General features: G+C 67.4%; 23 protein-coding genes. 8 read left to right on the top strand and 15 right to left on the bottom strand.

Annotated features, from left to right (window positions below):
• Window position 1 precedes the first annotated feature (1 nt).
• The 8 genes from ACSC1W_RS15570 to ACSC1W_RS15535 form a co-directional block, all read right to left on the bottom strand.
• A complete protein-coding gene (locus ACSC1W_RS15570) occupies window positions 2-931 on the bottom strand; it encodes an AAA family ATPase (RefSeq protein WP_435348488.1) in 930 nt (309 codons plus the stop codon).
• Window positions 924-2009 carry an XdhC family protein gene (locus ACSC1W_RS15565; protein WP_435348486.1) on the bottom strand — a complete coding sequence of 362 codons (1086 nt, stop codon included), beginning with the start codon at window positions 2007-2009 and terminating at the stop codon, window positions 924-926. The genes ACSC1W_RS15570 and ACSC1W_RS15565 overlap by 8 nt, the downstream gene beginning before the upstream one ends.
• A gap of 7 nt (window positions 2010-2016) precedes the next feature.
• Window positions 2017-4515, bottom strand: coding sequence for an aerobic carbon-monoxide dehydrogenase large subunit (locus ACSC1W_RS15560; RefSeq protein WP_435348485.1), 2499 nt, complete (start codon window positions 4513-4515; stop codon window positions 2017-2019).
• Window positions 4508-5155, bottom strand: coding sequence for a (2Fe-2S)-binding protein (locus tag ACSC1W_RS15555; protein WP_435348484.1), 648 nt, complete (start codon window positions 5153-5155; stop codon window positions 4508-4510). The genes ACSC1W_RS15560 and ACSC1W_RS15555 overlap by 8 nt, the downstream gene beginning before the upstream one ends.
• A 2-nt stretch (window positions 5156-5157) precedes the next feature.
• Window positions 5158-6075 (bottom strand): FAD binding domain-containing protein, encoded by a 918-nt coding sequence (locus ACSC1W_RS15550; protein WP_435348483.1) that lies wholly within the window; start codon window positions 6073-6075, stop codon window positions 5158-5160.
• Window positions 6076-6077: 2 nt separating this feature from the next.
• Window positions 6078-6668, bottom strand: coding sequence for an SRPBCC family protein (locus tag ACSC1W_RS15545; RefSeq protein ID WP_435348481.1), 591 nt, complete (start codon window positions 6666-6668; stop codon window positions 6078-6080).
• Between the two features lie 122 nt (window positions 6669-6790).
• Window positions 6791-6946 (bottom strand): AbrB/MazE/SpoVT family DNA-binding domain-containing protein, encoded by a 156-nt coding sequence (locus tag ACSC1W_RS15540; RefSeq protein ID WP_435348480.1) that lies wholly within the window; start codon window positions 6944-6946, stop codon window positions 6791-6793.
• 69 nt (window positions 6947-7015) lie between these two features.
• Window positions 7016-7306: a hypothetical protein gene (locus tag ACSC1W_RS15535; protein ID WP_435348478.1), complete on the bottom strand. Its 291-nt coding sequence runs from the start codon at window positions 7304-7306 to the stop codon at window positions 7016-7018.
• Window positions 7307-7565: 259 nt separating this feature from the next.
• Between ACSC1W_RS15535 and ACSC1W_RS15530 the strand changes: the two genes are divergently transcribed.
• Together ACSC1W_RS15530 and ACSC1W_RS15525 are read left to right on the top strand one after the other, a co-directional pair.
• Window positions 7566-8825, top strand: coding sequence for an LVIVD repeat-containing protein (locus ACSC1W_RS15530; protein WP_435348476.1), 1260 nt, complete (start codon window positions 7566-7568; stop codon window positions 8823-8825).
• A 2-nt stretch (window positions 8826-8827) separates the two neighbouring features.
• On the top strand, window positions 8828-10054 hold the full coding sequence (locus ACSC1W_RS15525) for an LVIVD repeat-containing protein (protein ID WP_435348475.1): 1227 nt from the start codon (window positions 8828-8830) through the stop codon (window positions 10052-10054).
• Window positions 10055-10795: 741 nt separating this feature from the next.
• Here the strand turns inward: ACSC1W_RS15525 and ACSC1W_RS15520 are convergent.
• From ACSC1W_RS15520 to ACSC1W_RS15505, 4 genes are read right to left on the bottom strand one after another with little or no spacing between them, the layout of a single operon-like run.
• The gene (locus tag ACSC1W_RS15520; protein WP_435348474.1) at window positions 10796-12895 is read right to left on the bottom strand and encodes a dipeptide ABC transporter ATP-binding protein; all 2100 of its coding nucleotides are present in this window, start codon (window positions 12893-12895) and stop codon (window positions 10796-10798) included.
• Complete coding sequence (locus ACSC1W_RS15515; protein WP_435348473.1) at window positions 12892-13797, bottom strand: ABC transporter permease; 906 nt, start codon at window positions 13795-13797, stop codon at window positions 12892-12894. The genes ACSC1W_RS15520 and ACSC1W_RS15515 overlap by 4 nt, the downstream gene beginning before the upstream one ends.
• The gene (locus ACSC1W_RS15510) at window positions 13797-14756 is read right to left on the bottom strand and encodes an ABC transporter permease (protein WP_435348471.1); all 960 of its coding nucleotides are present in this window, start codon (window positions 14754-14756) and stop codon (window positions 13797-13799) included. The genes ACSC1W_RS15515 and ACSC1W_RS15510 overlap by 1 nt, the downstream gene beginning before the upstream one ends.
• A gap of 9 nt (window positions 14757-14765) precedes the next feature.
• Window positions 14766-16436, bottom strand: a complete 1671-nt coding sequence (locus tag ACSC1W_RS15505) for an ABC transporter substrate-binding protein (RefSeq protein ID WP_435348470.1) — start codon at window positions 16434-16436, stop codon at window positions 14766-14768.
• 178 nt (window positions 16437-16614) lie between these two features.
• Between ACSC1W_RS15505 and ACSC1W_RS15500 the strand changes: the two genes are divergently transcribed.
• The 4 genes from ACSC1W_RS15500 (at window position 16615) to ACSC1W_RS15485 (ending at window position 21459) form a co-directional block, all read left to right on the top strand.
• Window positions 16615-17280, top strand: a complete 666-nt coding sequence (locus tag ACSC1W_RS15500) for a type 1 glutamine amidotransferase (protein WP_435348469.1) — start codon at window positions 16615-16617, stop codon at window positions 17278-17280.
• A gap of 67 nt (window positions 17281-17347) precedes the next feature.
• Window positions 17348-18589: a M20 family metallo-hydrolase gene (locus tag ACSC1W_RS15495; protein WP_435348468.1), complete on the top strand. Its 1242-nt coding sequence runs from the start codon at window positions 17348-17350 to the stop codon at window positions 18587-18589.
• Between the two features lie 163 nt (window positions 18590-18752).
• Complete coding sequence (locus ACSC1W_RS15490) at window positions 18753-19574, top strand: IclR family transcriptional regulator (RefSeq protein WP_435348467.1); 822 nt, start codon at window positions 18753-18755, stop codon at window positions 19572-19574.
• A gap of 1153 nt (window positions 19575-20727) precedes the next feature.
• A complete protein-coding gene (locus ACSC1W_RS15485) occupies window positions 20728-21459 on the top strand; it encodes a cupredoxin domain-containing protein (protein WP_435348466.1) in 732 nt (243 codons plus the stop codon).
• A 50-nt stretch (window positions 21460-21509) separates the two neighbouring features.
• On the opposite strand, the gene ACSC1W_RS15480 is transcribed toward ACSC1W_RS15485, so the two are convergent.
• Window positions 21510-21872: a DUF7344 domain-containing protein gene (locus ACSC1W_RS15480; RefSeq protein ID WP_435348465.1), complete on the bottom strand. Its 363-nt coding sequence runs from the start codon at window positions 21870-21872 to the stop codon at window positions 21510-21512.
• Window positions 21873-21911: 39 nt separating this feature from the next.
• Entirely contained in the window at window positions 21912-23252 is a 1341-nt protein-coding gene (locus ACSC1W_RS15475; protein WP_435348464.1) for a bacterio-opsin activator domain-containing protein, read from the bottom strand.
• A 153-nt stretch (window positions 23253-23405) separates the two neighbouring features.
• On the opposite strand from ACSC1W_RS15475, the gene ACSC1W_RS15470 reads away from it, so the two are divergent.
• Window positions 23406-24125, top strand: coding sequence for an SDR family NAD(P)-dependent oxidoreductase (locus tag ACSC1W_RS15470; protein ID WP_435348463.1), 720 nt, complete (start codon window positions 23406-23408; stop codon window positions 24123-24125).
• Between the two features lie 131 nt (window positions 24126-24256).
• Window positions 24257-24940, top strand: coding sequence for a rhodanese-like domain-containing protein (locus ACSC1W_RS15465; protein WP_435348462.1), 684 nt, complete (start codon window positions 24257-24259; stop codon window positions 24938-24940).
• On the opposite strand, the gene ACSC1W_RS15460 is transcribed toward ACSC1W_RS15465, so the two are convergent.
• On the bottom strand, window positions 24941-25093 hold the full coding sequence (locus ACSC1W_RS15460) for a hypothetical protein (protein ID WP_435348460.1): 153 nt from the start codon (window positions 25091-25093) through the stop codon (window positions 24941-24943). It abuts the gene before it with no gap.
• Between the last annotated feature and the right edge of the window lie 2 nt (window positions 25094-25095).

Raw genomic sequence — 25095 nt, 5'->3', positions numbered from 1 at the left:
GTCAGGCGTCGACAGCCCCCCGCGCCTCGCTCGCCGCGGCCACGAGGCGTTCGAGCAGTTCGGTGTCGACGCGCTGGACGTCCTCGGCCTCCTTGAGCAACGTGCCGAGGGTGCGTTCGACCTCGGCCGGGGTGATGGTCGATTCGTCGCCGTCTGTCCGGAGCCTTGCGACGGCGCGCGCCCAGTCGAGCGTCTCGGAGACGCCCGGCCGCTTGAGGAACGCCTCCTCCCTGAGTTCCTGGACGATGCCACACACCTCGGCGGCGACCACGGCGTCGAGTTCGGGCACCTTCCGCCGGACGATTTCGAACTCCTGCTCGAAGCCGGGCGGTTCGACGTGCAGGTAGAGACACCGCCGTTTCAGCGCGTCGCTCAGCGCACGGGTCCGGTTCGAGGTGACGACGACGACCGGCGGCTGGCGCGCCGAGACGGTCCCGAGTTCCGGGACGGTCACCTGGAAGTCCGACAGCACCTCCAGCAGGAACGCCTCGAACTCCTCGTCGGCGCGGTCCACCTCGTCGACGAGGAGCACTGGCGGCGTCTCGCCCTCGTACCGCAGCGCCCGCAACAGCGGCCGTTCGTGCAGGTACGCGTCGGAGAACACCGACTCCTCGGCTCCCGACCCGTCGTCCGCCTGCACGGCGAGCAACTGCTTCGTGTAGTTCCACTCGTAGAGGGCGTGCTCGGCCGACAGCCCCTCGTAGCACTGGAGCCTGACGAGTTCGGTGTCGAACCCCTCGGCGAGCACCTTCGCGAGTTCCGTCTTGCCCGCGCCGGGTTCGCCCTCGACGAGCAGCGGTTTGCCCAGCGTGAGCGCGAGGTAGACGGTCGCCGTCAGGTCGTCGCCGGCGACGTAGTCGGCCTCGTCGAACGCCTGTCTGAGGTCGTCCTCGGTGAGGTCCTCGAACGCCCCTGCCGGACCCTCACCCACGCGCCGGCACCTCCTCGTCGCGGTAGCGCTCCGGGTCGTCCCGGAACGCCTCGGCACAGCCCTCGCCGCAGAAGTGGAACGTCTCGCCGTCGAGGGTCATCGTCGGGGCGTCGCCGACCGTCACGTCCATGCCACACACGGGGTCGACGGCGGTCTCGGCGTCGTCGTCGGACGTCTCGTCGCGGTCGTGCCGGGCGTCTGCACCGCCCTCGACGGCCGCCGTCTCTCCCCCGTCGCGCCGGACGGCGACGAGTTCGGCCAGGATGCTCACCGCTATCTCCTCCGGCGTCTCGGCGCCCACGTCGAGTCCGGCGGGCGTCGTCACGGCGTCGGCGACCGCGTCGGGGTCGAGGCCCAGTTCGGTGGCCACGTCGTCGAGCAGTTCCCGCCCGCGAACCGGACTCGCGACCAGTCCCACGTACTGCACGTCCGCGTCGAGTGCGACCGCCAGCCCCGCCTCGTCGTACGCGCCGACCGACGCGACGACGACGGCCGCCGCACCGTCGATGGCTGCGGACACGGCCTCGGCGTCGTCCACCGACAGCACCTCGTCGGCACCGTCGACGTCCGGGTCGGTGTCGGGGCCGGTCACGACCGTCACGTCGTACTCCACGGTCGCTGCGAGTCGGGCGAGCGTCCTCGCGATGGCGCTGTCGCCGACCACGACCAGCCGCGGCGTCGGGAGTACCGGTTCGACGAACAGTTCGATGGTCCCCCCGCTGTGGCAGGTCATCGGGTAGGCCGTCAGCCCCGGGCGTGCCACGTCGTCGGGGTCGGGAGCCAGGCCAACCAGCGTCGGTTCGCCGCGGTCGAGTGCGGCGAGGGCCTCGTCGACGGCGACGGACTGCGCGCAGGACGCGCCGCCGACCCACCCGTAGAGGTCGCCGTCTTCGGTGACGACGGCCCGGTCGCCGACGGTCGCCGAGACGGGTGCCTCCCGCCGGACGACGGTCACGCGGGCGAACGGTCGCCCGTCGCTCCGGAGGTCCGATTCGAGTCGGTCGACCTGCTCGCGGGACGCCGCGTCGGCGCGGTCGTCGGCGCCTTCGTCGCCGGCACCGGTCGTGTGGTCTGGCATGTGGTGGTCAGTCGTCGTCGTCGGCCGTTGCCCCCTCGTCGGCGTCGAACTCGAAGTCGAACCGGTCGGCCGGGTCACGGGACAGGCCGGCGTCGTCCAGGACGTCCCAGACGCGGTCGGGCGTCATGGGCATGTCGACGTGCGTGACGCCGGCGTGGGACATCGCGTCGACGACGGCGTTGACGATGGCCGGGGGCGACCCGACGGTCGGCGACTCCCCGACACCCTTCGCGCCGATGGGGTGGTGCGGCGATGGCGTGACCGTGTAGTCGGTCTCCATCTCGGGAATCTCCATGGCGGTGGGCAGCAGGTAGTTCATGAAGTCCCCGCCGGTCACGTTGCCGTTGTCGTCGTAGGTGACGTGTTCGAGCATCGCGGTGCCGATGCCCTGGGCGACGCCACCGTGGACCTGCCCCTCGATTATCATCGGGTTGATGCGGTTGCCGCAGTCGTCCAGCGCGTAGAACTTCCGGATGTCGACCTCGCCGGTCTCGCGGTCTATCTCGACGACGCAGACGTACGCGCCGAACGGGAACGTCATGTTCGGCGGGTCGTAGTAGTCGACCGCCTCGAGCCCCGGTTCCTCGTCGGCAGGCGAGTTCATGTAGGACGCGCCGGCGACCTCCTCGATGGTGATGGTCCGGTCCGGCGCCCCCTCGACGTGGAACCCGCCGCTCTGGCGGTCCCAGACGATGTCCTCCTTCGCGACCTCGAGTTCGTTCGCGGCGATGCTCTTTGCCTTGTCCCGGACCTTGCGGGCGGCGACGGCGGTCGCCGCGCCGCCGACCGGCGTACTCCGGGACGCGTAGGTGCCGAGTCCGTAGGGTTCGGTGTCGGTGTCGCCGTGTTCGACCTCCACGTCCTGCACGTCGAGGCCGAGTTCCTCGGCGACTATCTGTGCGAACGTCGTCTCGTGGCCCTGTCCCTGCGTCTGGACGCCGATGCGGACGGTCGCCTTGCCGGTCGGGTGGACCCGGATCTCGGCGGAGTCGAACATCTCGATGCCGGCGATGTCGCACTGCTTGCCGGGGCCGGCGCCGACGATCTCGGTGAACGTCGAGAGGCCGATGCCGAGGAGTCTGTCGTCGTCGTTCTCGATGCGCTCTCTCTGTTCCTCGCGCAGTCCCTCGTAGTCGACGGCGTCGAGCGCCCTGTCGAGGGCACGTTCGTAGTCGCCGGAGTCGTAGGTCCAGCCGGTCGAACTCTCGTAGGGGAACGCCTCCTTCGGGATGAAGTTCTTCCGACGGACCTCGGCCGGGTCCACGTCGAGTTCGTCGGCCAGGACCTTCACCAGCCGTTCGACGAGGTAGACGGCCTCGGTGACGCGGAACGAACACCGGTAGGCGATGCCGCCCGGTGCGGTGTTCGTGTAGTACGCGTCGAGTTTCCCGTAGGCGGCGTCGATGTCGTACGAGCCGGTGAATATCTTGAAGAAGCCGGCGGGGAACTTCGACGGCTGTGCCGCGGCGTTGTACGCGCCGTGGTTCGCCAGCACGTCGACGTCGATGGCCTGTATCTCGCCGTCCTCGGTGGCGGCGACCCGCCCGGTCATGTCGTAGTCGCGTGCGAACGCCGTCGTCTGGATGTTCTCCGAGCGCTCCTCGACCCACTTCACCGGCTGGCCGATGACGTAGGAGGCGGCCGCCGCGACGACGTACCCGGGGTAGATGGGCACCTTGTTGCCGAAGCCACCGCCGACGTCGGGCGAGACGATCCTGACCTTGTGCTCGGGGATGCCCGAGACCATCGAGAACAGCGTCCGGTGTGCGTGGGGCGCCTGCGAGGTCATGTGGACGGTCATCTGCTCGTTGTCCTCGTCCCAGTCGGCCACGCACCCGCAGGTCTCGATGGGGGCCGGGTGGAGCCGCTGGTAGTACATCGTCTCCTCGACGGTGACGTCGGCCGACTCGAACGCCTCCCTGGTCGCCTCCTCGTCGCCGGTCTCCCAGGTGAAGATGTGGTTGGTCTCCTCCGCCAGGTCCTCGCGGACGACCGGCGCGTCGTCCGCCTTCGCGTCCGCGGCGTCGACGACGGGGTCGAGCGTCTCGTACTGGACGCTGACGCGCTCTGCGCCGTCCTTCGCGACGTAGCGGTCGGTGGCGATGACTGCGGCGACCTCCTGGGACTGGAACTTCACCTTGTCGCGGACGAGCACCTCCTGGGTGTCCTCCATCAGCGTGGGCATCGTCGCGAGGTCGTACGCCGCCAGGTCCTCGGCGGTCAGGACGGCGACCACGCCGTCCATCTTCTCGGCCCGCTCGGTGTCGATGCTCTCGACGCGGGCGTGGGCGTGCGGGCTGCGAACGACCTCGCAGTGGAGCATACCGTCTTTCTTGATGTCGTCGACGTAGTTGCCCCGGCCGGTGACGAACCGGCGGTCCTCCTTGCGCTTGACGTCGTCGCCCATGCCACCGCGACCGTGTCCGCAGTGCTTCTCGGGGTCGGGTCCGCCGTCCTCGTCGTGTCGATACTGTTCGTCGGGTTTCTCGCGGGTCTCGCTACTCATCGGTGTCACCTCCGTCCGTCGGGTAGTCGTGGTCCGGTGCTGGTCCGCAGCCACAGTCGCCGCAGCCGTCGGTCCTCGGCTCCCCGCCGTCCGCCGCGGCCTCGACCTCCGACTCCTCGCTCTCCAGCGGGGATTCGGGCGGTTCGCGTCCGTTGTACACGTCGGCGGCGTACTCGATGGACTTGACGATGTTCTGGTAGCCGGTACACCGACAGAGGTTGCCGCTGATGTTCTCGCGAATCTCCGCCTCGGTGGGGTCGTCGTTCTCCTCCAGCAGGGCCTTCCCGGCCATTATCATCCCGGGGGTGCAGTAGCCACACTGCAGGCCGTGCATCTGCTTGAAGCCCTCCTGGAGCGGGTGGAGGTCGCTCTCGCCCATGCCCGCCTCGGGCTGGTCCTCCATCCCCTCGACCGTCACCACCTCGCTGCCGTCGGCCTGCACGGCGAACATGAGACACGACTTCACCGCCTCGCCGTCCCTGTAGACGGTGCAGGCCCCGCAGTTCCCGGTGTCGCAGCCGATGTGTGTCCCTGTCAGGTCCAGTTCCTCCCGGATGGCGTGGACCAGCAGCGTCCGCGGTTCGACCGTCAGTTCGCGTTCGGTGCCGTTGACCGTCAGTGATATCTCTTTCTCGGACATCCTCAGTCTCCCTCCCCGAGTGCGTGCGGACTGCTGCCGACACTCGCGGCCGGTCCGTCGCCCCTGGCGCGCTCGACCGCGTCGGCCAGCGCACGCTGCGTCAGGACGCGTACCATGTTGCGTTTGTACTCCGCGCTCCCGTGCTCGTCCGACTCCGGATTGGACGCCTCGGCGGCCAGTTCGCCGGCCTCCCTGAACAGGTCGCCCGAGGGACGTTCGCCCTCGAGGTGCGCTGCGGCGTCGGGTGCCGTCAGGTTCGTGATGTCGACGGCCGTCAGCGCGACCGTCGCGTCGGTGATGGTGGCGCCGTCGAGGACGACGCGGGCCGCCGCGCCGGCCATCGCGTAGTCGCCGACCTTCCGCTTGAGCTTGTGGTAGGCGCTCCCCTCGTCGTCGCCCGACGCGGGCACGCGGACCTCGGTGACGAGTTCGGTCTCCTCCAGGGTGTTGTCGTACGGGAGCAGGAAGAACTCGTCCGCGGGGATGGTGCGTTCGCCGTCCGGTCCCCGTGCGATCACCTCGCCCTCGTGCGCCAGGAGCACCGTGCCCCAGTCGCCCTTCGGGTCGGACTGCGTGATGGAGCCGACGACGGTGCCCCGGTTCCGTATCTGTGGGTCGGCGACCAGCGGGGCGGTGTCGGCGAAGCTCCCGTATCGCTCGTCGACGACCGACGAGGTCTCGACGTCGACGTGTCGCGCCAGCGCGCCGAGTTCGAGGAAGCCGTCCGCCTCCTCGAGGTAGTCGAGGGAGTCGATGCCGTTCAGGTCGACGACCGTCTCGGGGACGGCGAGCCGGAACCGCATCATCGGGACGAGGCTCTGCCCACCCGCGAGGATGGTCGGTTCGTCCAGACTCTCCAGCAGGCTCACCGCCTCGTCGACGGTCGTCGGTTCGTGGTGTTCGAATTGTGCTGCTTTCATGGTCAGAGTATGTTGCGCAGTTTGCTGGTGATGCCCTCGTCGTCGCTCTCCTCGACCTCGGTCAGCTGCTGCTCGATGTTGCTGAAGAACTTGTTCACGATCTTGTCGGCGACCGGGTCGATGACGCGACCGCCGAGTTGTGCGATGCGGCCGGCGACGTCGGCCTCGGTCTCCCACTCGATGCGCGACCCCGTCTCGGTCCCGGTTATCTCCATCTGGGAGCGCATCTCGAAGGTGCTATCGCTGGCGTCCCCGTGGCCGGTCGCCACCATCCGGTGCTCGTCGGGGTCGCGTTCCTCGATGGTGATGCGGGACTCGAATCGGGGTTTGACGCTCCCGACGCCGACCTGCATCAACGCGGCGTACTCCTGTCCCTCCACGAACACCCGTTCGGCGACGACGTCCGGGTCCGCTTCGGGGAGTGTCTCTACGTCCGCCTCCGGCTCGTACGTGTCGAAACTGAAGTCCTCGGTGTACGGGGTGATGTACTTGCACCCCGGCAGCGCGTTCCGGATTGCGATGGGGTCTGATAACATCACCCATACGTCGTCCGGTTCGGCGCCCTCCAGTTCGAACACACCACTGAAATCCATTTTTAATCCCTCGCCTATGTGAGTTCTAAGACTCACCGTGAACATTGTGAACACTGTGCAATAAAACTAGGCCGAACGAGGCGTCAACGACCGCGAAACCGGAGAGACGGACTGCCCTGGTGTCACTCGTCGGGGGCGGCGACCTTGACGATGATGTCGCCGTCCACGACGTGCCACTCGACCGTGTCCCCCTCGTCCAGGTCGAGGAAGTTCCGCACTGGCTTTGGAATCGTCGTCAGATACTTCTCGGATACTTTGGTCTCGGTGAGACGTCCCATAGATTCTACCTAGGTCGCTCTAAGTCGACCCCAGAAATCAACGTTTGGTTCCGACGCCCCGGCGACGGCTCATCCCCACTGGTGGGTCGCGCGCCTGGAGAGTTTGTCGATGGCGGCGGCGGAGGGTGCCGACCGGTGGAGGACTGGACCGACGTGGTAGCGACCGGACTCCTCGAAGTCGGGGGCCGGGACGAGCATGTCTCGGCCGGCCATCGTGTCGAGGACGTCCTCGACGGTCCGGTGCGTGTCGGGGCGGAGGTTGGCCTCCTCGATGACCCCGTCGACGGTCACCTCGCCCTGCGTGAACGCGAGGCGGATCGCGCCGACCCAGGCAGGTTCGCGGTTCAGCTCCCGACACATCCGTCGGCATCCGATATCGCGCCTGCACTATTCAAACTTCGTGTCCCGGGCGCCAGTCCGAATTGCTGCCCCGGCAGGCGCATCAGAGCTCTCGTAGCCCCGAACGCGGGACGGAGGGCCGAGCCACCCCTCCCGTGGTCGAATTGTAATCACCGTCGGTAGTGGTTGATAACTATTTCGACGGTTCGTACGTTCAATTTTGTCGATAGCACCCGGCTTACAATGTCGTTCGTCGCCGAATGCTGGACCGGACCGTACCATGTACTCGACACGGCGGACGCTGCTCAAACTGCTGGGTGGCACGGCCGCAATCGGTAGCATCGGCACGACTGCAGCGCGCGACCGTCCGGCGAACGGACGGATCGAGAAACTCGGCCACTCGCTGCTCTCGGACCCACCCGGCGGCTACACCGAGGGTGACGTCCGCGACGACGGACAGTACGCCCTCACGGGGAGCTTCTTCGGGACCGGCGGCAGCTTCCTCGTCGACATCAGCAACCCGACCGACCCGACGGAGGTACACCGGGTACCGTCGTCCGAGACCGTCCGGAACGCGGACGTGAAGTTCGGCCCCCGGGACGGGCTCTACTACCGTTCGCAGGAACCCAACACCGGCGACGCCGAGTTCGACGGCGTCGAGATAATCGACTACGGCTACGCGGACGGCACGCCGGAGGACCCGACCATCGTCGGGACCCTCGACTCGGGGTCGACCCACAACGTCTTCCCACACCCGACCGAGCCGTACGTCTACACGACCGAACATCACGGGATGGGCGTCTTCGACGTGAGCGACCCGACCGACACCTCGTTCGTCGGGACGTTCGGTCCCGAGGCCGACCTGCACGACGTCGTCGTCGACCCCGAGAGCGACCTCGCACACCTCGCGTTCATCGGCGGCGGCTTCGACGGGTACGTCGTCATGGACGTGAGCGACCCCGCCAGTCCGACGACGGCCGGGAGCTTCAGCTACGAGGGGCTCCCGGACTACGCGGACGTCCCGCTCGGCGAGGAGGCCTTCCAGAACTGCCACTACGCGAACTACGACCCCGACCGGGGCATCGCCGTCGTCGGCGACGAGATCGGCTTCGGCAAGCCCGGCGGCAAGCACGTCTTCGACATCGGCTGGGGCGACGGCTCCGTCTCCGACCCGCAACCGGTCGGCTACACGCCGTCCCCGAACGCGCAGGTGATGGACGAACCCACGGAGCTCTACGACTGGACGACGCACAACCACGACGTCATCTCGAAGGGGAACGGCTCCTTGCTCGTCGACGGTGCGTACCACGAGGGACTGGTCGTCTGGGACATCGGCGACCCGGCCAAACCTGTTTTTGTCGACCGGTACGAGACCGACGACATGGCCGACCAGGCCCAGAGTCCCGATTGGATAGGTGACGCCCCCATGGCGTGGGGTGCGAACTACAACGCGGAGCGCGACCTCACCGTCGTCTCCGACATGGCGACCGGCGTCTACGTCTTCAAGGTCACGCCTGCCGCCGAACAGGGGGTGAACTGACGATGGAGCATCCACGACGGCGGGACGTCCTGAAGGCGACCGGCGCACTGTGTCTCACCGGCGTCGCTGGCGTCGGGAGCGCCCAGGGACCCGGAAACGGAGGCGACGACGTGCTTCGACTCTTCAGCGAGGTCGCGGTCGGCGGTTCGCTGGAGGTCTCCACCCAGGGCGACCACGCGTACGTCGCCACCGGGAACGGCCTCGCGGTCGTCGACTGGCGGAACCCGACCGACCCCCAGGTCGTCGGGTCGATGACGGCCGCGGACCCCGCGGGTGGCATCCTCGACGCGAAGGTCGAGGGCGACCTCGTCAGCCTCGCGAGCAACGGCGGGCCCGGCATCACGCTCGTGGACGTGAGCGACCCGACCGACCCGACCGAGGTCGGGTTCGTCGACGTCGGCCACCACATCCACAACAACTTCCTCGCGGACGGCTACGCCTACCTCACCGTCAACGAGTCGGGGGACTCCGCGTTCAGCGAGGCGCGGACCACCATCGTCGACGTGCGAGACCCGTCGGACCCGGCCGTCGTCGGCGAGTACCGGCTCGCCGACGACTTCCCGGCGTTCGCGTCCGGCGGCGTCAACCCGTGCCACGACGTCTACGTCCAGGACGACCTGCTGTACCAGGCGTTCTGGGACGCGGGCGTCGTGGTCGCGGACGTGAGCGACCCGACCGACCCCCAGCTGGTGACCCAGTTCGGGGACGCGCCGGGGGCAGACGTGCCGGGATTCGACGTCGAGGACTACCTCACGCTGCCCGGGAACGCCCACTACGTCCAGCCGTCGCCCGACGGCGACCTGGTCTACGTGGGTGCCGAGACGTTCCCCGGGAGCTTCGTCGAGAACCCCGACGGCGACGACTACGGCGGCATCAGGGTCTTCGACGTCTCCGACCACGCCGACCCGCAGCAAGTGGCACGCATCGACCCGCCGAACGTCGACGCGTTCCGGACGTCGCACAACTTCGACGTCACGGCGAACCGCCTCCACGCGTCGTGGTACGACGGCGGCGTGACGGTCCACGACGTGAGCGACCCCTCGACCCCCGAGACGGTCGCCGGCTACCACACCGGCGACACGTCGTTCTGGGTCGCGGAGTCCGCCCGCGGCTTCACCGTCGCGAGCGACATCGGCGGCGGACTCGTGTTCCTCCACGAGGACAGCGGTCAGGTAGGCTCGCCCGGGTTCGAGGGTACCGGTCGCCCCGACTCGCCCGGCGTGCAGTGAGGTCCGGCGGGTAACTGGCCCGCAGACCCCGTCCCCCGAACGCCGGGGGAGTTTGCTGCGACGACCGGGAGCGCCCGGTCGACGTGTCCGGGCCGTCGATGAAATCATAAGGAGGTATAGAAGTAGTGTCTCGGTTTCGTTACTATTGAACGCCGAATCCGACGATGTTCCTGCCGGGTCCGAGTGGCGAGACGACGAAGGCCCGGCCGTGGACCCGGCGCACACAGGGGGTGGAACCGCCGGCAGTATTGCAATCAAAACCCACTACTACTGGTCTCCCCCGATACGTACCTCTATAGTCCCCTCGACGTGGAGTTGACGGCTTCTACAGGCTGGCAATTCGACTTCGAGGATTCGAACCGGAGGGTGTCCCGGACACGTCGGAGAACGAGCACACCGTCGACGGATGGCCTCGATTGCCCGGTGGCTTTTCGCTGCTGCCTTCGAGATACCGAGCAGGTGTGTCCCCGCCACTCACCTCTCGACGTTTCGACAACGGGGACTCACGCCGACCGATAGAATTGTGGGTTCTGGGGACTACTATCGGCGTCGCGTCCACCCCCGACTGCGTCGGTCGTGGCACATCTCGACGGCTCGAACGCGGCTCGTACGAACACATCTGAATCTAGCCACGTCCAATGACGAACGCATGTCACTTCTGACGTCGAGAGCGTCGAGACAGGAGCGACGTCGGCGTCGGAACTCTGTCCAGACGAGGCGTAGATTGCCGCCCGGTCCCGTTCAGGGACCGGTTCGCGGCGGGTCCTCCGACTCGCCGACGGGGTCGGACAGTTCGTCGGGGGAGAGGTGACACGAGACGTGGTGCCCCTCGCCGATGTCCTCGAGGGCCGGGTCGTCGGTCTCACATACCTCGCCGAGTTTCTTCGGACAGCGCGTCCGGAACGCACAGCCCGACGGCGGGTCGATGGGACTCGGGACCGTCCCCTCCAGCAACACGCGGTTCGTCCGCCGGGACGGGTCGGCGTGTGGCACCGCGGACAGCAGCGCCTCGGTGTAGGGGTGGTGCGGCGGGTCGAACACCTGCTCGACCGTCCCGAACTCGGCTATCTCCCCGAGGTACATCACGGCGAGGCGGTCGCAGATGTGCCGGACGACCCCGATGTTGTGCGAGATGAACAGGTACGCGATGTTCTCCTCGGCCTGTATCTCGTCGAGCAGGTTCAGTATCTGGGCCTGCACGCTCACGTCGAGCGCCGAGACCGGTTCGTCACAGACGATGAGTTTCGGTTCGACGGCGAGTGCGTGCGCGATGGCGACGCGCTGTTGCTGGCCGCCGGAGAACTCGTGTGGGTACTTGCCGGCCGCGCTGGCCGACAGTCCCACGCGTTCGAGGAGTGCTTCGACGCGGCGTTCCTTCTCCTCGCCCGTCGCCACGCCGTGCGTTTGCATCGCGCGACCGACGATGTGCCCGACGGTCTTGCGCGGGTTGAGCGACGACCCGGGGTCCTGGAATATCATCTGCATCTCGCGGCGGAGGCTGCGGATCTCGCTCCCACCGAGTTCGTGCAGCGGCACGTCGTCGAAGTACACCTCGCCGTCGGTCGGTTCCAGCAACTGCAACACCGTCCGGGCGACGGTCGACTTCCCGCACCCGGACTCGCCGACGAGGCCGACCGTCTCCCCTGGGTAGATGTCGAAGTCGACCCCGTCGACGGCTTTGACCGTCCGCTTCGTGAGCGTCGGGAGGCCACCGTCCGTCGACAGCGAGAGCGACTCGAAGAGACCGTCCCCGGCGTCGAAGTGCTTCTTCAGTCCCTCGACGCGAAGCAGGGGGTCGCCGGAGCGGTCCACCGTCTTTCGCGTCACCGGCCCCTGCCCGGGGCCAGCGGCCTCGGAGAGGTCGAGTTCGTCGGCGTGGAGACACGCGGCGGCGGAGGCCGTCCCGGCGACCTGTTCGATGTCGGGGTCGTCGCCCGTCCGGCACGCCTCCGTGGCGTGTGGACAGCGCGGGGCGAAGTTACACCCCTCGGGGAGTTCCGTCAGGTCGGGCATCGACCCGTCCAGGGTCGGGAGTTCGTCGTACTCCTGGTCCGTCTGCGGGATGGAGTCGATGAGTCCCCGCGTGTAGGGGTGGGTCGGACGCTCGAAGATGTCTTCGAGGGTCGCTCGCTCGACCATGTGGCCGGCGTACATCACGCCGACCGTGTCGCAGGTCTGGGCGACGACGCCGAGGTTGTGGGTTATCATGAGGATGCCCATCCCCTTCTCCGCCTGGAGTTCGTTCAGGAGGTCGAGTATCTTCGCCTGGGTCGTCACGTCGAGCGCCGTCGACGGTTCGTCCGCGATGATGAGGTCGGGTTCGCAGGCCAGGCCGATGGCGATGAGGACGCGCTGGCGCATCCCGCCGGAGAACTCGTGAGGGTAGTCCCCGAACCGCTCGGCGGCGTCTGGGATGCCGACCTCGTCCATCGAGTCGATGGCGATGCGTCTCGCCGCCTCCTTCGTGACGTCCTGGTGGCGACGGACCGTCTCGACGATCTGGCTCCCCACGGTGAGGACCGGGTTGAGCGAGCGCATCGGGTCCTGCGGGACGAGCGCGATGCGGTTCCCGCGGACGTCGCGCATCTCCTCGTCGGTCTTGCTGACGAGGTCCTCGCCCTGGAACCGGACCTCGCCACCGACGACCTCGCCGGGCCAGTCGACGAGGCCCATGATGGAGCGAGCGGTGACGGACTTGCCGGCGCCGGATTCGCCCACGATGCCCATGGTCTCGCCGCGTTCGAGGGTGAACGATACGTCGTTGACGGCGACGACCGGGTCCGCGTCGGTGTGGAACTGCGTGCGGAGGTCCCGGACGTCGAGGAGTGACTCGGTACTCATGATTCCACCGTGTCGACCTTCGGGTCGAGGACGTCGCGCAGGCCGTCACCGAGCATGTTGAACCCGATGACCGCCACGGCGATGGCGAGGCCGGGGAACAGCACCATCCACGGTGCGCTCTCCATGACGCCACGACCCGAGTCTATCATCAGCCCCCAGGACGGCTTCGGCGGTTGCGCACCGAGGCCGAGGAACGACAGCGAGGCCTCCGAGAGCATCGCGAACGCGATGTTGATGGAGGCCTGCACCAGCAAGGGGGCGAGGCAGTTCGGCAACACCTCGCGGAAGACGATGTGTGGACTCGTCTCCCCGCGCGCGACGGCGGCCTCGACGTACGCCTCGTTGCGTTCCGAGAGCGCCGCCGAACGCCCGACGCGGGCGATGTAGGGCGTGTAGACGAACGCCAGCGCGAGGACGACGTTCGTCAGGTTCGGCCCGAGGACGACCATCACCGTCAACGCGAGCAGGATAGGTGGGAACGACATCGCGGCGTCCATCACGCGCATCAGGAGTTCGTCGACGAACCCCCCGTAGTAGCCCGCGGTGACGCCGATGGTCGTCCCGACGAGCAACGCGCCGAGGATGGACCCGAAGCCCACCCGGAGCGAGATCCGGGTGCCGATGAGCACGCGACTGAAGATGTCCCGTCCGAGTTCGTCCGTCCCGAACGGGTGCTCGGCGGAGGGGGCCTCCGACCGGTCGTCGAGGTTCGTCTCCGAGACGGAGTACGGCACGACGTACGGCGCGACCAGCGCGACGAGTATCAGCGATATCACGATGGTCAGCCCGACCATCGCCTTCGTGTTGTGGCGGAACTGGCGGGCGAGGCGGCCGTACCGCTCGCGCCTGGCGTGGGAGACGTGGAATCGCGAGCCCTCGTCGGTGCCGGTCTCTGCAGCCATCACTCCTCACCCCCGTAGCGGATTCGCGGGTCGAAGTAGGCGTACAGTACGTCGGCCGCGAGGTTCGAGAGCATGTACATGAGCGCGACGACGATGATGCACCCCTGCAGCAGTGGGATGTCCTGGGACTGGATGGCAGACAGCGTCAGTCGGCCGATGCCCGGCCAGTAGAACACCTCCTCGAGCACGACGACGCCGCCGAAGGCGTACGCGAACTGGAAGGCGATGACCGTGATTACCGGGATGACCGCGTTCCGGAAGGCGTGTCTGAGGACGACGACGCGCTCCGACATCCCCTTCGCGCGAGCGAGTTTGATGTACTCCTCGCCGAGTTCTTCGAGCATCGACGACCGGGTCATCCGCATCACGTAGGCGGTGAGCGCAAAGCCCATCGCGGACGCGGGCAACACCAGGTGGTGCAGGGACCTCACGAGGTCCTCGGTCGGCGAGACGTACTGTCCCGTGGGGAAGAGGTCCAGCCAGACCGCGAAGACGAGGATGAACACCAGCCCCCACAGGAAGATGGGGATGGAGATGCCGACGAACCCGAACATCGACGCCGCGGTGTCGGCGGGTTCGTTCTGCTTGACCGCCGCGACGATGCCGAGTGGAATCGACAGTACGACGGCGATGAGCGTCGCTGCCACCGCGAGCATGATGGACCGCGGGAGTTTCTCGGCGATGAGGTCTATCACGGGCTCGTTGAAGAGGAGCGACCGCCCGAGGTCGCCCTGGAGCAACCCGACCAGCCAGTCGACGTACTGCACGTAGAGGGGCTGGTTCAGTCCGAGTTGTTCGCGGAGCGCCGCCAGACTCTCGGGACTCGCGTTCGGCCCGAGGATGAGCAACGCGACGTCGCCCGGGAGGACGTTGGTCACGGCGAACGTGATGAGCGTCACGAACAGCAGCGTGACTGTCAGGAACGCGAGCCGCCGGACGAGATAACTGAGCATCGACATGTCGTGGACTCAGTTGTCGTCGAAGTAGTTGTCGTGGAAGCGGAGCGTGGAGCCGTCGGGTGCGCCCTTCCGGCCCTTGTAGTTCGGCTGGGAGCCGTAGAGGTTCGCCTGCCAGAACAGCATGAGGTGGCCGGCGCGCTCCTCGTGGAGGATCTCGGTCGCGCGCTGGTACTTCTCGGCGCGAGCCTGCGTGTCGTACATGTGGCGGGCATCCTCGACGAGCTGGTTGTACTCGTCGTTGCTCCAGCCGGTGAAGAAGAACGCGCCGTCCGGGTGGAGGAACTTGTAGAAGGACACGTCGGGGTAGTAGAGCGCGAGGTAACTCGACGTGGTCGCCTGGAAGTTCCGGTCCGTGTAGACGTCGCTGAGCCACGAGTTCCACGTGATGCGCTGGATGTCGAGTTCGATGCCGACCTCGCTGGCCTGGTCCGCGATTATCTGTGCGGCCTGGACCTGCGCCGGGTACGACTGCGGAATCTTGAACGAGACCGAGAACCCGTCGGAGAGGCCGGCCTGGTCGAGGTGCTGCTGTGCCTGTTCGAGGTCGCGCGGCCGGGGTTCGATGTCCGGGTGCTCCCACGGACTGCCCGGCGGGGCCGGGGTCGCGGTGGCCTGTCCGGTCCCGTAGAGGGCCGCCTCGGTGGCGTCCTGCTTCGAGAACGAGTAATCGAGCGCGAGTCGTGCGTGCTTGTCGTCGAAGGGCGCCTCGTTGCAGTTGAGTCCGAGGTAGACGAGCGCCTTCGGGAAGATGGACTCGAAGTTGACGCCCGGGTCGTTCCGGACCTGCTCGACCTCACGCGGCGGGATGCCGTTGATGAAGTCGTACTCGCCGGCGCGGAACGACTGCAGGCGGACGCTGGGGTCGGTGATCTCGGACTTGACGACCTCGTCGAGGTAGGGACCGTCCACCTCGTCGTTCCAGTAGTCGTCGAACCGGGACAGCGTTATCGAGGACTCTATCTCGCGGCTCTCGTACTGGAAGGGACCGGTCCCGACGGGTTCGGTTATCTCGTCCTTCGCGGCCTCCGACTCTGGTAGTATCGCCAGTTCTGCGGTCGAGAGCTTCGCGATGAACGGCGCGAACGGCTCTGCGAGGTCGATCTCGAACTGGTAGTCGCCCGGTGCGGCCATCGACTCCACGTTCTGCATGAAGCCGTAGGAGATGTACGCCTCGTTGTTCCTGACCCGTTCGAGGGAGGCCATGACGTCCGCGCTGGTCATCTCGGAGCCGTCGTGGAACGTCACGCCCTGTTCGAGTTCGAACGAGAGCGTCGTGTTGTCTTCGCTGGTCTCCATCGACGACGCCAGGTGCGGCGAGAACGTCAGGTCGTAGTTGAGCTGGACGAGCCCTTCGTAGACGTTCTCGAAGACCCGGGCCGACGCCGCGGCGGTCTCGAGGTGCGGGTCGAGCGTCTGCACGGGGACGGCACCGCCCCACCGGAGCGTGCCGCCCATCTTCTGTTCCTCGGTCAGTCCCGTATCCTCGGGTTCGGTCCCGGTGTTGTCACCGTAGCCGCCCTGGTCCGAGGTCTGGGTGTTCTCGGAATCGTCGTCGTCTCCCCCGAGACAACCGGCCAGCGCGAGCGCCCCGGTCGCCGCTGCACCGCCGAGGAACCGACGACGGCGGACGAACCGGTCGATACGCTTCCCCTCACTGCACCTTTTGCTATCGCGTGCCATACACCGAGGAATATAGTCTACCATAATAAACTTGTGGGAATCCGTATTTTTGTTGATGGATGTCGACCAGATGGAATCTTACAGCCCCGGAGTATGACCAGGGTAGCTGGATACCTGTGGGAAACACATTTCTATACGGAGTCTGAACCCTACGTTCGTCGAATCTACTGGATCAGTCATGCACGTCGCTTATCTCGTTCCCCCGGACAGGCTGGATTACGCAACGGGAATCGGTCGGTCGCTCGACCGGCGGTTGCCGGACGAACTGGCCGAGACCCGCTTCTCCCTCGCCGACGACGAGTGGCCGGCCGACCCGGGGCGGTTCGACCTCGTCGTCGTCACGGGGTCGGAGACCAACGTCTCCGACTCGGCCGCCTGGTTCGACCCCCTCGGGGACGTCGTCGACGAGGTGATGGCCACCGGGACGCCACTCGTCGGCGTCTGCTTCGGCCACCAGTTCCTGGCGACCCACCTCGGGGGAACCGTCGACCGCCTCCACGACAGGCGCGAGGGCGTCCGGACCATCGAACTCACCGACAGGGGCCGGACGCACCCGCTCTTCGACGGCTTCGACGCCCGCTTCGAGAGCTTCGTCTATCACGAGGACGTCGTGATCGACCTGCCGCCGGACGCGGTCGAACTCGCCCGTGACGGGGCCGGGTTGCAGGCGTTCGGCCTCGAGGGGTCGCCGGTCGCGGGCATCCAGTTCCACCCCGAGTTCGACGACGAGATGGCACGGCGCGTCCGCATCATCGACCCTGCGGTCGACCGACGGGTCGCGGCGAGTCGTGCCGTCTACGCCAACGCGCTCCGGGTCGGGCAGGCGAAACCGAAGCGAGAATAGCGACGACCACTCTCCGTTCTGGCAGGTAGCGCAACGGTCAAGTGGGTCCCCGGAAAAGCGTGCCAGCATGCCTATTCGAACGGGACGCCTCCGGGAGGACCTCGAGACCAACGCCCGGTTCGGGGCCGTCGAGGGACCGGGGCACGGTCGAACCGTCCTCACCGGGACCGACGCGGACCGGAAGGCCCGGGAGCACTTCGTCTCCCGACTCGAGGACGCAGGCCTCTCGGTCCGCGTCGACGCCGTCGGGAACGTCGTCGGCCGATGGACGCCGGAGAGCGCCGCCGCCGACGCCGCACCGGTGGCCGCCGGGAGCCACCTGGACTCGGTGCCGGAGGGCGGCATCTTCGACGGCCCACTCGGCGTCTACGCGGCGCTCGAAGCCGTCCGGGCCATGCAGGAGGACGGCGTCGAACCTGCCCGACCGGTCGAGGTCGTCTCGCTCACGGAGGAGGAGGGACAGCGGTTCGGCGGCGGCGTCGTCGGGTCCTCCGTCGCCAGCGGCTCGATGTCCGTCGACGAGGCGCTCGCGCTGACGGACGACGGCGAGACCCTCGAATCCGCCCTCGAGTCCATCGGGTTCCGGGGTGAGGATGTCCTCGACGCCAGCGAGTGGGACGCCTGGCTCGAACTCCACATCGAGCAGGCGACCCGACTGGAGGAGGCGGGGGTGCCCGCCGGCGTGGTGACGACGATTACGGGACTCACCCGGTGTGCGGTCGACATCGAGGGCGAGTCCGACCACGCCGGGTCGACGTCGATGGCGCGTCGGACCGACGCGCTCGCGGCGGCCAGCGAGTTCGTCCTCGACGTCGAGGACGCCGCACGGTCCCGGGGAACCGAATCAAGCACCGCCGTCGGGACCGTCGGCCGCGTCGACGTCACGCCGAACGCCCCGAACGTCATCCCCGGGCGCGTGGAGACGACCATCGACGTCCGCGACGTCGAGACGGCGTCCATCGACGCCATCGTCGAGGCCGCGGGCGAGAGCCTCGACAGACTCGAGGCGGAGCGCGGCGTCCGGACGTCCCTCGACCGGGCGTGGGACCACGACCCCGTCCCGATGGACGACCGGGTCCGTGACGCACTGCACGGCGCGGGGTCGGCGGCCGGCGTCGACACGATGGACCTGCACTCCGGTGCGGCCCACGACACGATGTACATCGGGCGGGTGACCGACGTCGGACTGCTGTTCGCGCCGTCGCGGGACGGCCTCTCGCACACCCCCCACGAGTGGACGGACTGGGAGGACTGCGCCGCCGCCACCGAGGTCCTCGCCGGTGCCATCACCGAACTGGCCACGGACTGAACGGCGTCCCGGCGGGCGTCCCGTTCTCGAACCGAGAACAGCGTGCCGACGAACGTCGACAGGTGACCGAGGTCCCGCAGGAATCCTCGTGGCACCTGGCCACGACGCGGGCGCTGTTCTCGTGACGCGAACACCTATTGTGGCTCGATTCCTTGGGGTGAGCATGCCGGAACGCGAACCGAGTACGGATTCGCCGCGGACCCACTCGACGGTCCGGAACGCACTGGACGTCGTCCGTGCGCTCGAATCCCTCGACGGGGCCGGGGTAACCGAACTCGCGAACCACCTCGGGCTGTCCAAGAGCGCAGTGTACAATCACCTCGGGACGCTCCGCGAGGAGCGATACGTCGTCAAGGAGGGCACCACCTACCGGCTCAGCCTCCAGTTCCTGCTGCTCGGCGAGTACGTTCGCAATCGACACGTCCTGTATCGACACGGCAAGGAGGAGATAGAGCAGCTGGCCCAGGAGACGGGCGAGTACGCCCACCTCTCGACGGAACAGCACGGACTGAGCGTGAACCTCTACAAGGTGCAGGGCGAGAAGGCGGTCGGCAGCGACTACCAGACCACGAAGCTCCAGAAACCGGACTACCTGCACTTCTCCGCCACCGGGAAGGCCATCCTCGCACACCTGCCCGAGGAGCGCGTCGAGCGCATCATCGACCGCTACGGGCTGGTCGGGAAGACCGAGAACACAATCACCGACCGGGACGAACTGTTCGCGGAACTGGACCGCGTGCGCGAGCGTGGATACGCGACGAACGAGGAAGAGGAGATAAAGGGCCTCGAGGCGGTCGGGGCACCCATCCTGGACGCCAACGACCGCGTGCTCGGTTCGGTGTCGGTCTCCGGCCCGGTCAACCGCATGCAGGAGTCCGAGTACCACGCCCACGTGGTCGACAGCGTCACCAGCACGGCCAACATCGTCGAGGTGAACATCAACATGGCCGACACGGACACCGAACTCCCTGACTTCGGGGGTTGACGGGACCGGGGACGGCGCGTTCAGTTCGTCGTCGAGTGACAGACGGCGATTCCGTTCTCGAAGCGAGAACGGGGTTCCGATCCGGCACCGTTCCCGGCGTTACACTCCTATGGATGTAACGGAACGTTCCAGCGTGGGCCCGGCGACGGGTCCGGCCGAGTGTGAACCGGCAGGACCGTTCGCGTCTTCGCCTCGAAGGTCGTTCGTCCGAGGGTACCGAAGGAGAAACGCTACCGGGAATTATAATCCTGTAGTATTATTTCGAGATATGTCACGTATGCGCTCCTGACCCGAATCGCCCCGGACCTTCGACGCCGACGGCTACCCCGACCGTGGGCCATCGCGTTCCCTTCGTTCGCCTCCCTTATCGGGCCGCACACGTGCGAAACTGTTCGTACGGCACGTTGGGCCGATACGCGACCGAACAGTTCCGGGCGTCCCACTCGACGCGGACACGGGTGCTGGTCGAGTTCCATCTCTCCCGGTCCTGTACGGCGTTCTCCTCGACTCTGTGGCCCGGAAACCGTCTGTACGTTGCCGGTCGAGCCGCGCTGGCAGGGTCGACTACACGTCCCTGGACGAACGAAACAGCTAATCGACAGGACCGTTTAAAGGTAACATTCCTGTCTTACAGTCCGTGGTTTCACAGGGATTCGATGTGGGTGCCCTGGTTTCGTCGTGTTCCAGGGACCCGGCGAGTGCTCGCCGTCGGTGGTTCGTCGTCCGCGCCGTAGCGTCGGACCCGCCGGGCGGCCGGTCTCGACAAGAGGGGTCGCACTCCGTACGTAGCGTCCCGACCGAATCGCGACGCTGTGTGCTGTCTAACTACCAACGAGGAGGCGAACCGGGCAGTCGACAGGTGACGGGTCGTGGCCGCGTCGATAGATACCGACGAGGGTAACGCGGGTGGCGAGTACGTCCGCTGGCTTGCCGAGATTCACGGCCGTGAACCCCGACGGGACCCCGTCGGCCCGGTCGACGTCGCTCACGCGGTGGGGACGGTCGACCCGGAACCGGGCCCGGAACGACCCTCCGAGCGTAGCGTGACGACCTATCGTCGTCTCTCCCGTTGCCTGTACACATGACGCGCGACAGGGAGTCATCTCGGACCGAGGCATCGACTCGCGACCGATTCGGACTCGGACGGCGGCCGATGTTGAAGGCGCTCGGCGTCGGCGCCGCGCTCTCGGTCGGCAGCGGGGCGGCGGCCGCGGACCACCGCGACCAGAGGCAACCACGAATCGACCCGTACTACGGGTACACGACGCCGGACGCCGCCAACCTGCCCCAGTCGCTGGCTCCGGACCACGTGGTAGAACTCCACGTCGAGGACCCCTCGCCGGGTGAACACGGGCCACTCTTCCACTTCGAACCGACGGGCCTGTCCGTGGACCCGGGGGACGTCGTCCAGTTCACGTTCACGACCCCCGACCACACCATCACTGCCTATCACCCCGCACACGGCTTCCAGCGTCGGGTACCCGAGAACGTGCCGCCGTTCTCGTCGCCGGTCGTGAACGCTGGCGGGGCCTGGCTCTACCGGTTCGACCGACCGGGACTGTACGACCTGTACTGTGCGCCACACCACATCCTCGGGATGAACATGCGGATCGTCGTCGGCGACCTCGCCGAGGAGGACGTCCCGGCGTACGAAGACACGTTCCAGGGGTCGCAGGGGCCGCCGCCGCTACTGGCTCCCTTCAGCGAAGCGTTCCTCGAAGGCGAACTCCAGCACTTCAGCGACCCGAACGAGAACCAGTCCCCGGAGTGGGTGTGGCTGACGCCCCAGGAGGTACTCGACGCGACCGCGCTGGACCCCGCGAACATCCCGTCGGGGAATGGGACCGTCTCGTTCGAACAGGTCCGGTCCGAACTCGGCCTCTGAGGCCGGACGGCCCGCCGGCCAGTCGCCCCAATCGGATTCCCGGTCCCTCCCTACCTCCAGTTGCCGGGGAGTCGTTCGGGGTTCTCGTAGAAGAGTTCGAGCAACGGCCGGATGCGCTCGAACGCCGGCCCCGTCAACACCTCGTGCCGGTCGCGGTCCCAGTGGACGAATCCGGCGGCCTCCAGTTTCGGGAGGTGTGTGTGGTGGAGCTGTGTCGTGTACGGGTCGATGGCACCGTCGCGGTCCCTCAGTTCGCCGTACGTGAACGCCGCCTCGCGTCGCGAACTCGCTTCGACGAGGGCCGATAGAACCCGGCGCCGCTGTGGGTGGCTGAGCGCCTCGAACGCGGCGTCGAGGGTGTTCGTCTCGCGGAGGTCGTGGTCGCCAGTCTGCCTCTCGTGCCGTATGGACATGAGACGATACTACAGGGCGACGGCCCAAAGCGACTGGCGCTAGATAGCTAGCTCGTCGAAGAACGACCGGACGAGCGTCCGCTCCGCCTTGCGAAGGTGGCGGAGCCACGTCGAAGAGGCGACGCCCATCGACGCCGCGACGTTCTCCGCCGTGCTCTGTCGCGGCCACTCGTAGTACCCGGCCAGGAAGGCCGCCCGGAGCGTCTCGAGTTGTCGGTCGGTGAACCGGTCACGCAGCGAGTCGTGGTACTGTCGCGTCGTCATGAACGGACGACTCAGCGTCCGCTTGGCGACGAACTCGGAGTCGGGGTACCGGTCCAGGAGGGCGTCGATGACGCCGTGGAGGTCTGCTTCCGGAGCCGTTTCGGCGACGATGGTCGCATGGCCCCCCTCGGCGGCCACCGTTCGACCGCTCGCCCCGGCCGCTATCAACGTCTTCACCGCCGAGGTCTCCAGGTCGACCTCGAAGAGCGCGTCCCCCTCCGACCGATGGACCACCCGACAGTCGTCGACCTCGGGGGTCGCTTCGGCCACCGCGAGCACGTCCTCCGGCGGTGCGCCGTCCACCCGCACGTAGTGCAACATCGTCTCGTCCGTCGTCGAGACCATGCCCTCGAACGTACACCGGCAGTCGAGGCGGTCGGAGACCGAGACGAAGAAATCGCCGTCGTCGGTCGTCTCGAACTCGACCTCGACGACCTCGTCGGCGTAGAGGGTCTTCTGGTACTGCTGGGCGCGGGCCCGTTCGCTCTGCAACTGGGCTTCGACCTCCCGGTACTCGGTGACGTCGCGGAGGATGGAGAGGTGCCGTCCGGGGAGGACGTCCGTGGTCGCCCCGAACTCGACGACGCGCTCCTCGCCATCGGCCCGGACCAGGGGGAAGAGGCCGCGGTCGGCGTCCGACTCGTGGAACGCGCGCCAGGCCGACTCGACGTCGTAGTCTTCGGCGGCGAACTCGGTGATGGACCGACCGACGAGTTCCTCACGCGGGAGGCCGAAGAGTTCGCAGGCGGCGGGGTTGGCGTCGACGTACCTGGCGTCGTCGTCGGCGATCAGTATCGCGTCGAACGCCCCCTCGAAGACCGCCCGGAAGGTGCCCTCCTCCGTATCGAGCGTCCCGTCGGACCGGCCGTCCCCGGAAGCTACCGACGTGTCGCTCTCGGCCGGCAACCACCAGACGCGACCCCTGGCTCCGACCTTCTTCGTCCGGAGGGTTCCGTCGTCGACCAGGTCCTGGAGTTTCCCGTACGCGGTCGTCCGTGCGCAGTCCAGCCGGTCCGCCACCTCGCTCGACGTGTACGGCTCGCCGGACGGTGCCGCCTCGAATATCGCCACCGCGGCGTCCCTCGAAATCTTCGGGTCGGGTCCCCGTTCTCCCATGGTCCCCGGTGGCGACGAGCGACCAAAACCCCATCGTTGACGGTTCGGTTTCGAACCAAGGTCACGGAACCCGTTCGGGTCCGAGGGTCGCTCGCGGCGAGCGCGTCTCGAACTACCAGAGAAGTGATGCCCCTCGCACTCGCAGTGGCCTCTATGACCGACAGTGCGATGGTGGTGGGCGCATCTTCGGGCATCGGCGAAGCCCTGGCGCGCAAACTCGCGGCCGAGGGCTACGAGGTAGGGCTCGCAGCCAGGCGGCGCGAGCGACTCAAAGAGATCGGTGCGTGCCTCCCGACGCAGGCGTACGTCGCCCGCATCGACGTGACCGACGTCGAGGACGCACGGCAGGGCTTCGCGGAGGTGGCCGACGCGATGGACGGCATCGACCTGGTGGTGCTCAACGCGGGCGTGGGGTTCGAGAACCGCGACCTGGACTGGGAACCCGAGCGCGTCACGGTGGACACGAACGTCCGGGGGTTCGTGGCGCTGGCGACGGCCGCGATGGACCACTTCGAGCGCCGGGGGCACGGCCGACTCGTCGGTATCTCCTCGGTCGCGGCGCGCTTCGGTTCGGGGCTGGGCCCGGCGTACAACGCCTCGAAGGCGTTCGTCTCGACGTACCTCGACGGCCTCAGGTACCGGGCGCGGACGCTCGACGCGGACGTCGGGGTCACCACCATCGAACCGGGGTACGTCGACACGGCCCTCGCACAGGGGACGTTCTGGATGGCCGCGCCGGAGACGGCGGCGGACCAGATATACGGGGCGATCCGGCGCGGGAAGAACCACGCGTACGTCACGCGGCGGTGGCGACTGGTCGCGGGTCTCGTCGACCTGTTGCCCGACGTGGTCCGGCGACGACTGTTCTCGTAGGCCGGCCGTCGCACCCACGGGCCGACTTCACGTGGAACGACTGCGTATCCACGGGTGCCGATTTCCAGTCGAAACGAAGGGGGTCGACCGGCACCAACACCGATTTCTACCCGCACTCCATAGGCCTGCGCATGCAACGTCGAAGGTTCCTCGCGAGCGCGAGCGCGGTTGCCGCCGGGCTCGTCGCAGGCTGCCTCGCCGGCGGAGACGGGAAGACGACGACCGTAAACGGGGAGACGATACGACTGATGCCGGTCGACACGACGTACGAGTGGCACCAGGACGAGTCCGCCCGGTTCGTCGACGCCCGTGGGATCACCCAGTACGAGCGGTCCCACATCACCGGCGCCGTGAGTAGCCCGGCCAACACGGCCGGCAGTTCGGACGACCCGGTGATGGACTGGCCGACGGACACGCGCATCGTCTGCTACTGCGGCTGCCCGCACCACCTCTCCTCCATCCGGGCCGCACACCTCCAGCAGAACGGCTACACGGACGTCCAGGTCATCGACGAGGGCTTCTTCGAGTGGGTCGACCGGGGCTACCCCGTCACCGGGAGCGCCAGCAACGCCTACTACGAGATAACGGGCCGCACCGACCCCGCGTACGCCGGCGAGATGGTCTGGGTGCGCGACGTCGCCCGCGACCAGCTGGAGGCCGCGCCCATCCGGAGCGACGGGTCGTACACGGTCCACGTCCGATTCTCCGGGCTGACCGAGGAGTCGGTGCTGTCGCTCGAGACGCCGACGTACACGCTGGAGCGACCGCTGGCTGCGCTCGTCGACGGCGTCGTTACGGGACCGACGGACGAGTAGTCAGTCCCGCGCCTGCTCCAGCAGACAGCCGATGCTGCAGTAGTAGTGCCGAATCTTCCGGGTCGAGCCCTTGTACTCCATCGGTTTGACGACCACTATGTGCGTGTCCTCCTTCTCGTCGACGTCGTCCATACAGACGTTACATTGTGGCATGG

The sequence above is a fragment of the Haloarchaeobius marinus genome, assembly GCF_051207415.1.
GTDB lineage: Archaea > Halobacteriota > Halobacteria > Halobacteriales > Natrialbaceae > Haloarchaeobius.
This window is presented reverse-complemented; position numbering and strand designations above follow the sequence as displayed.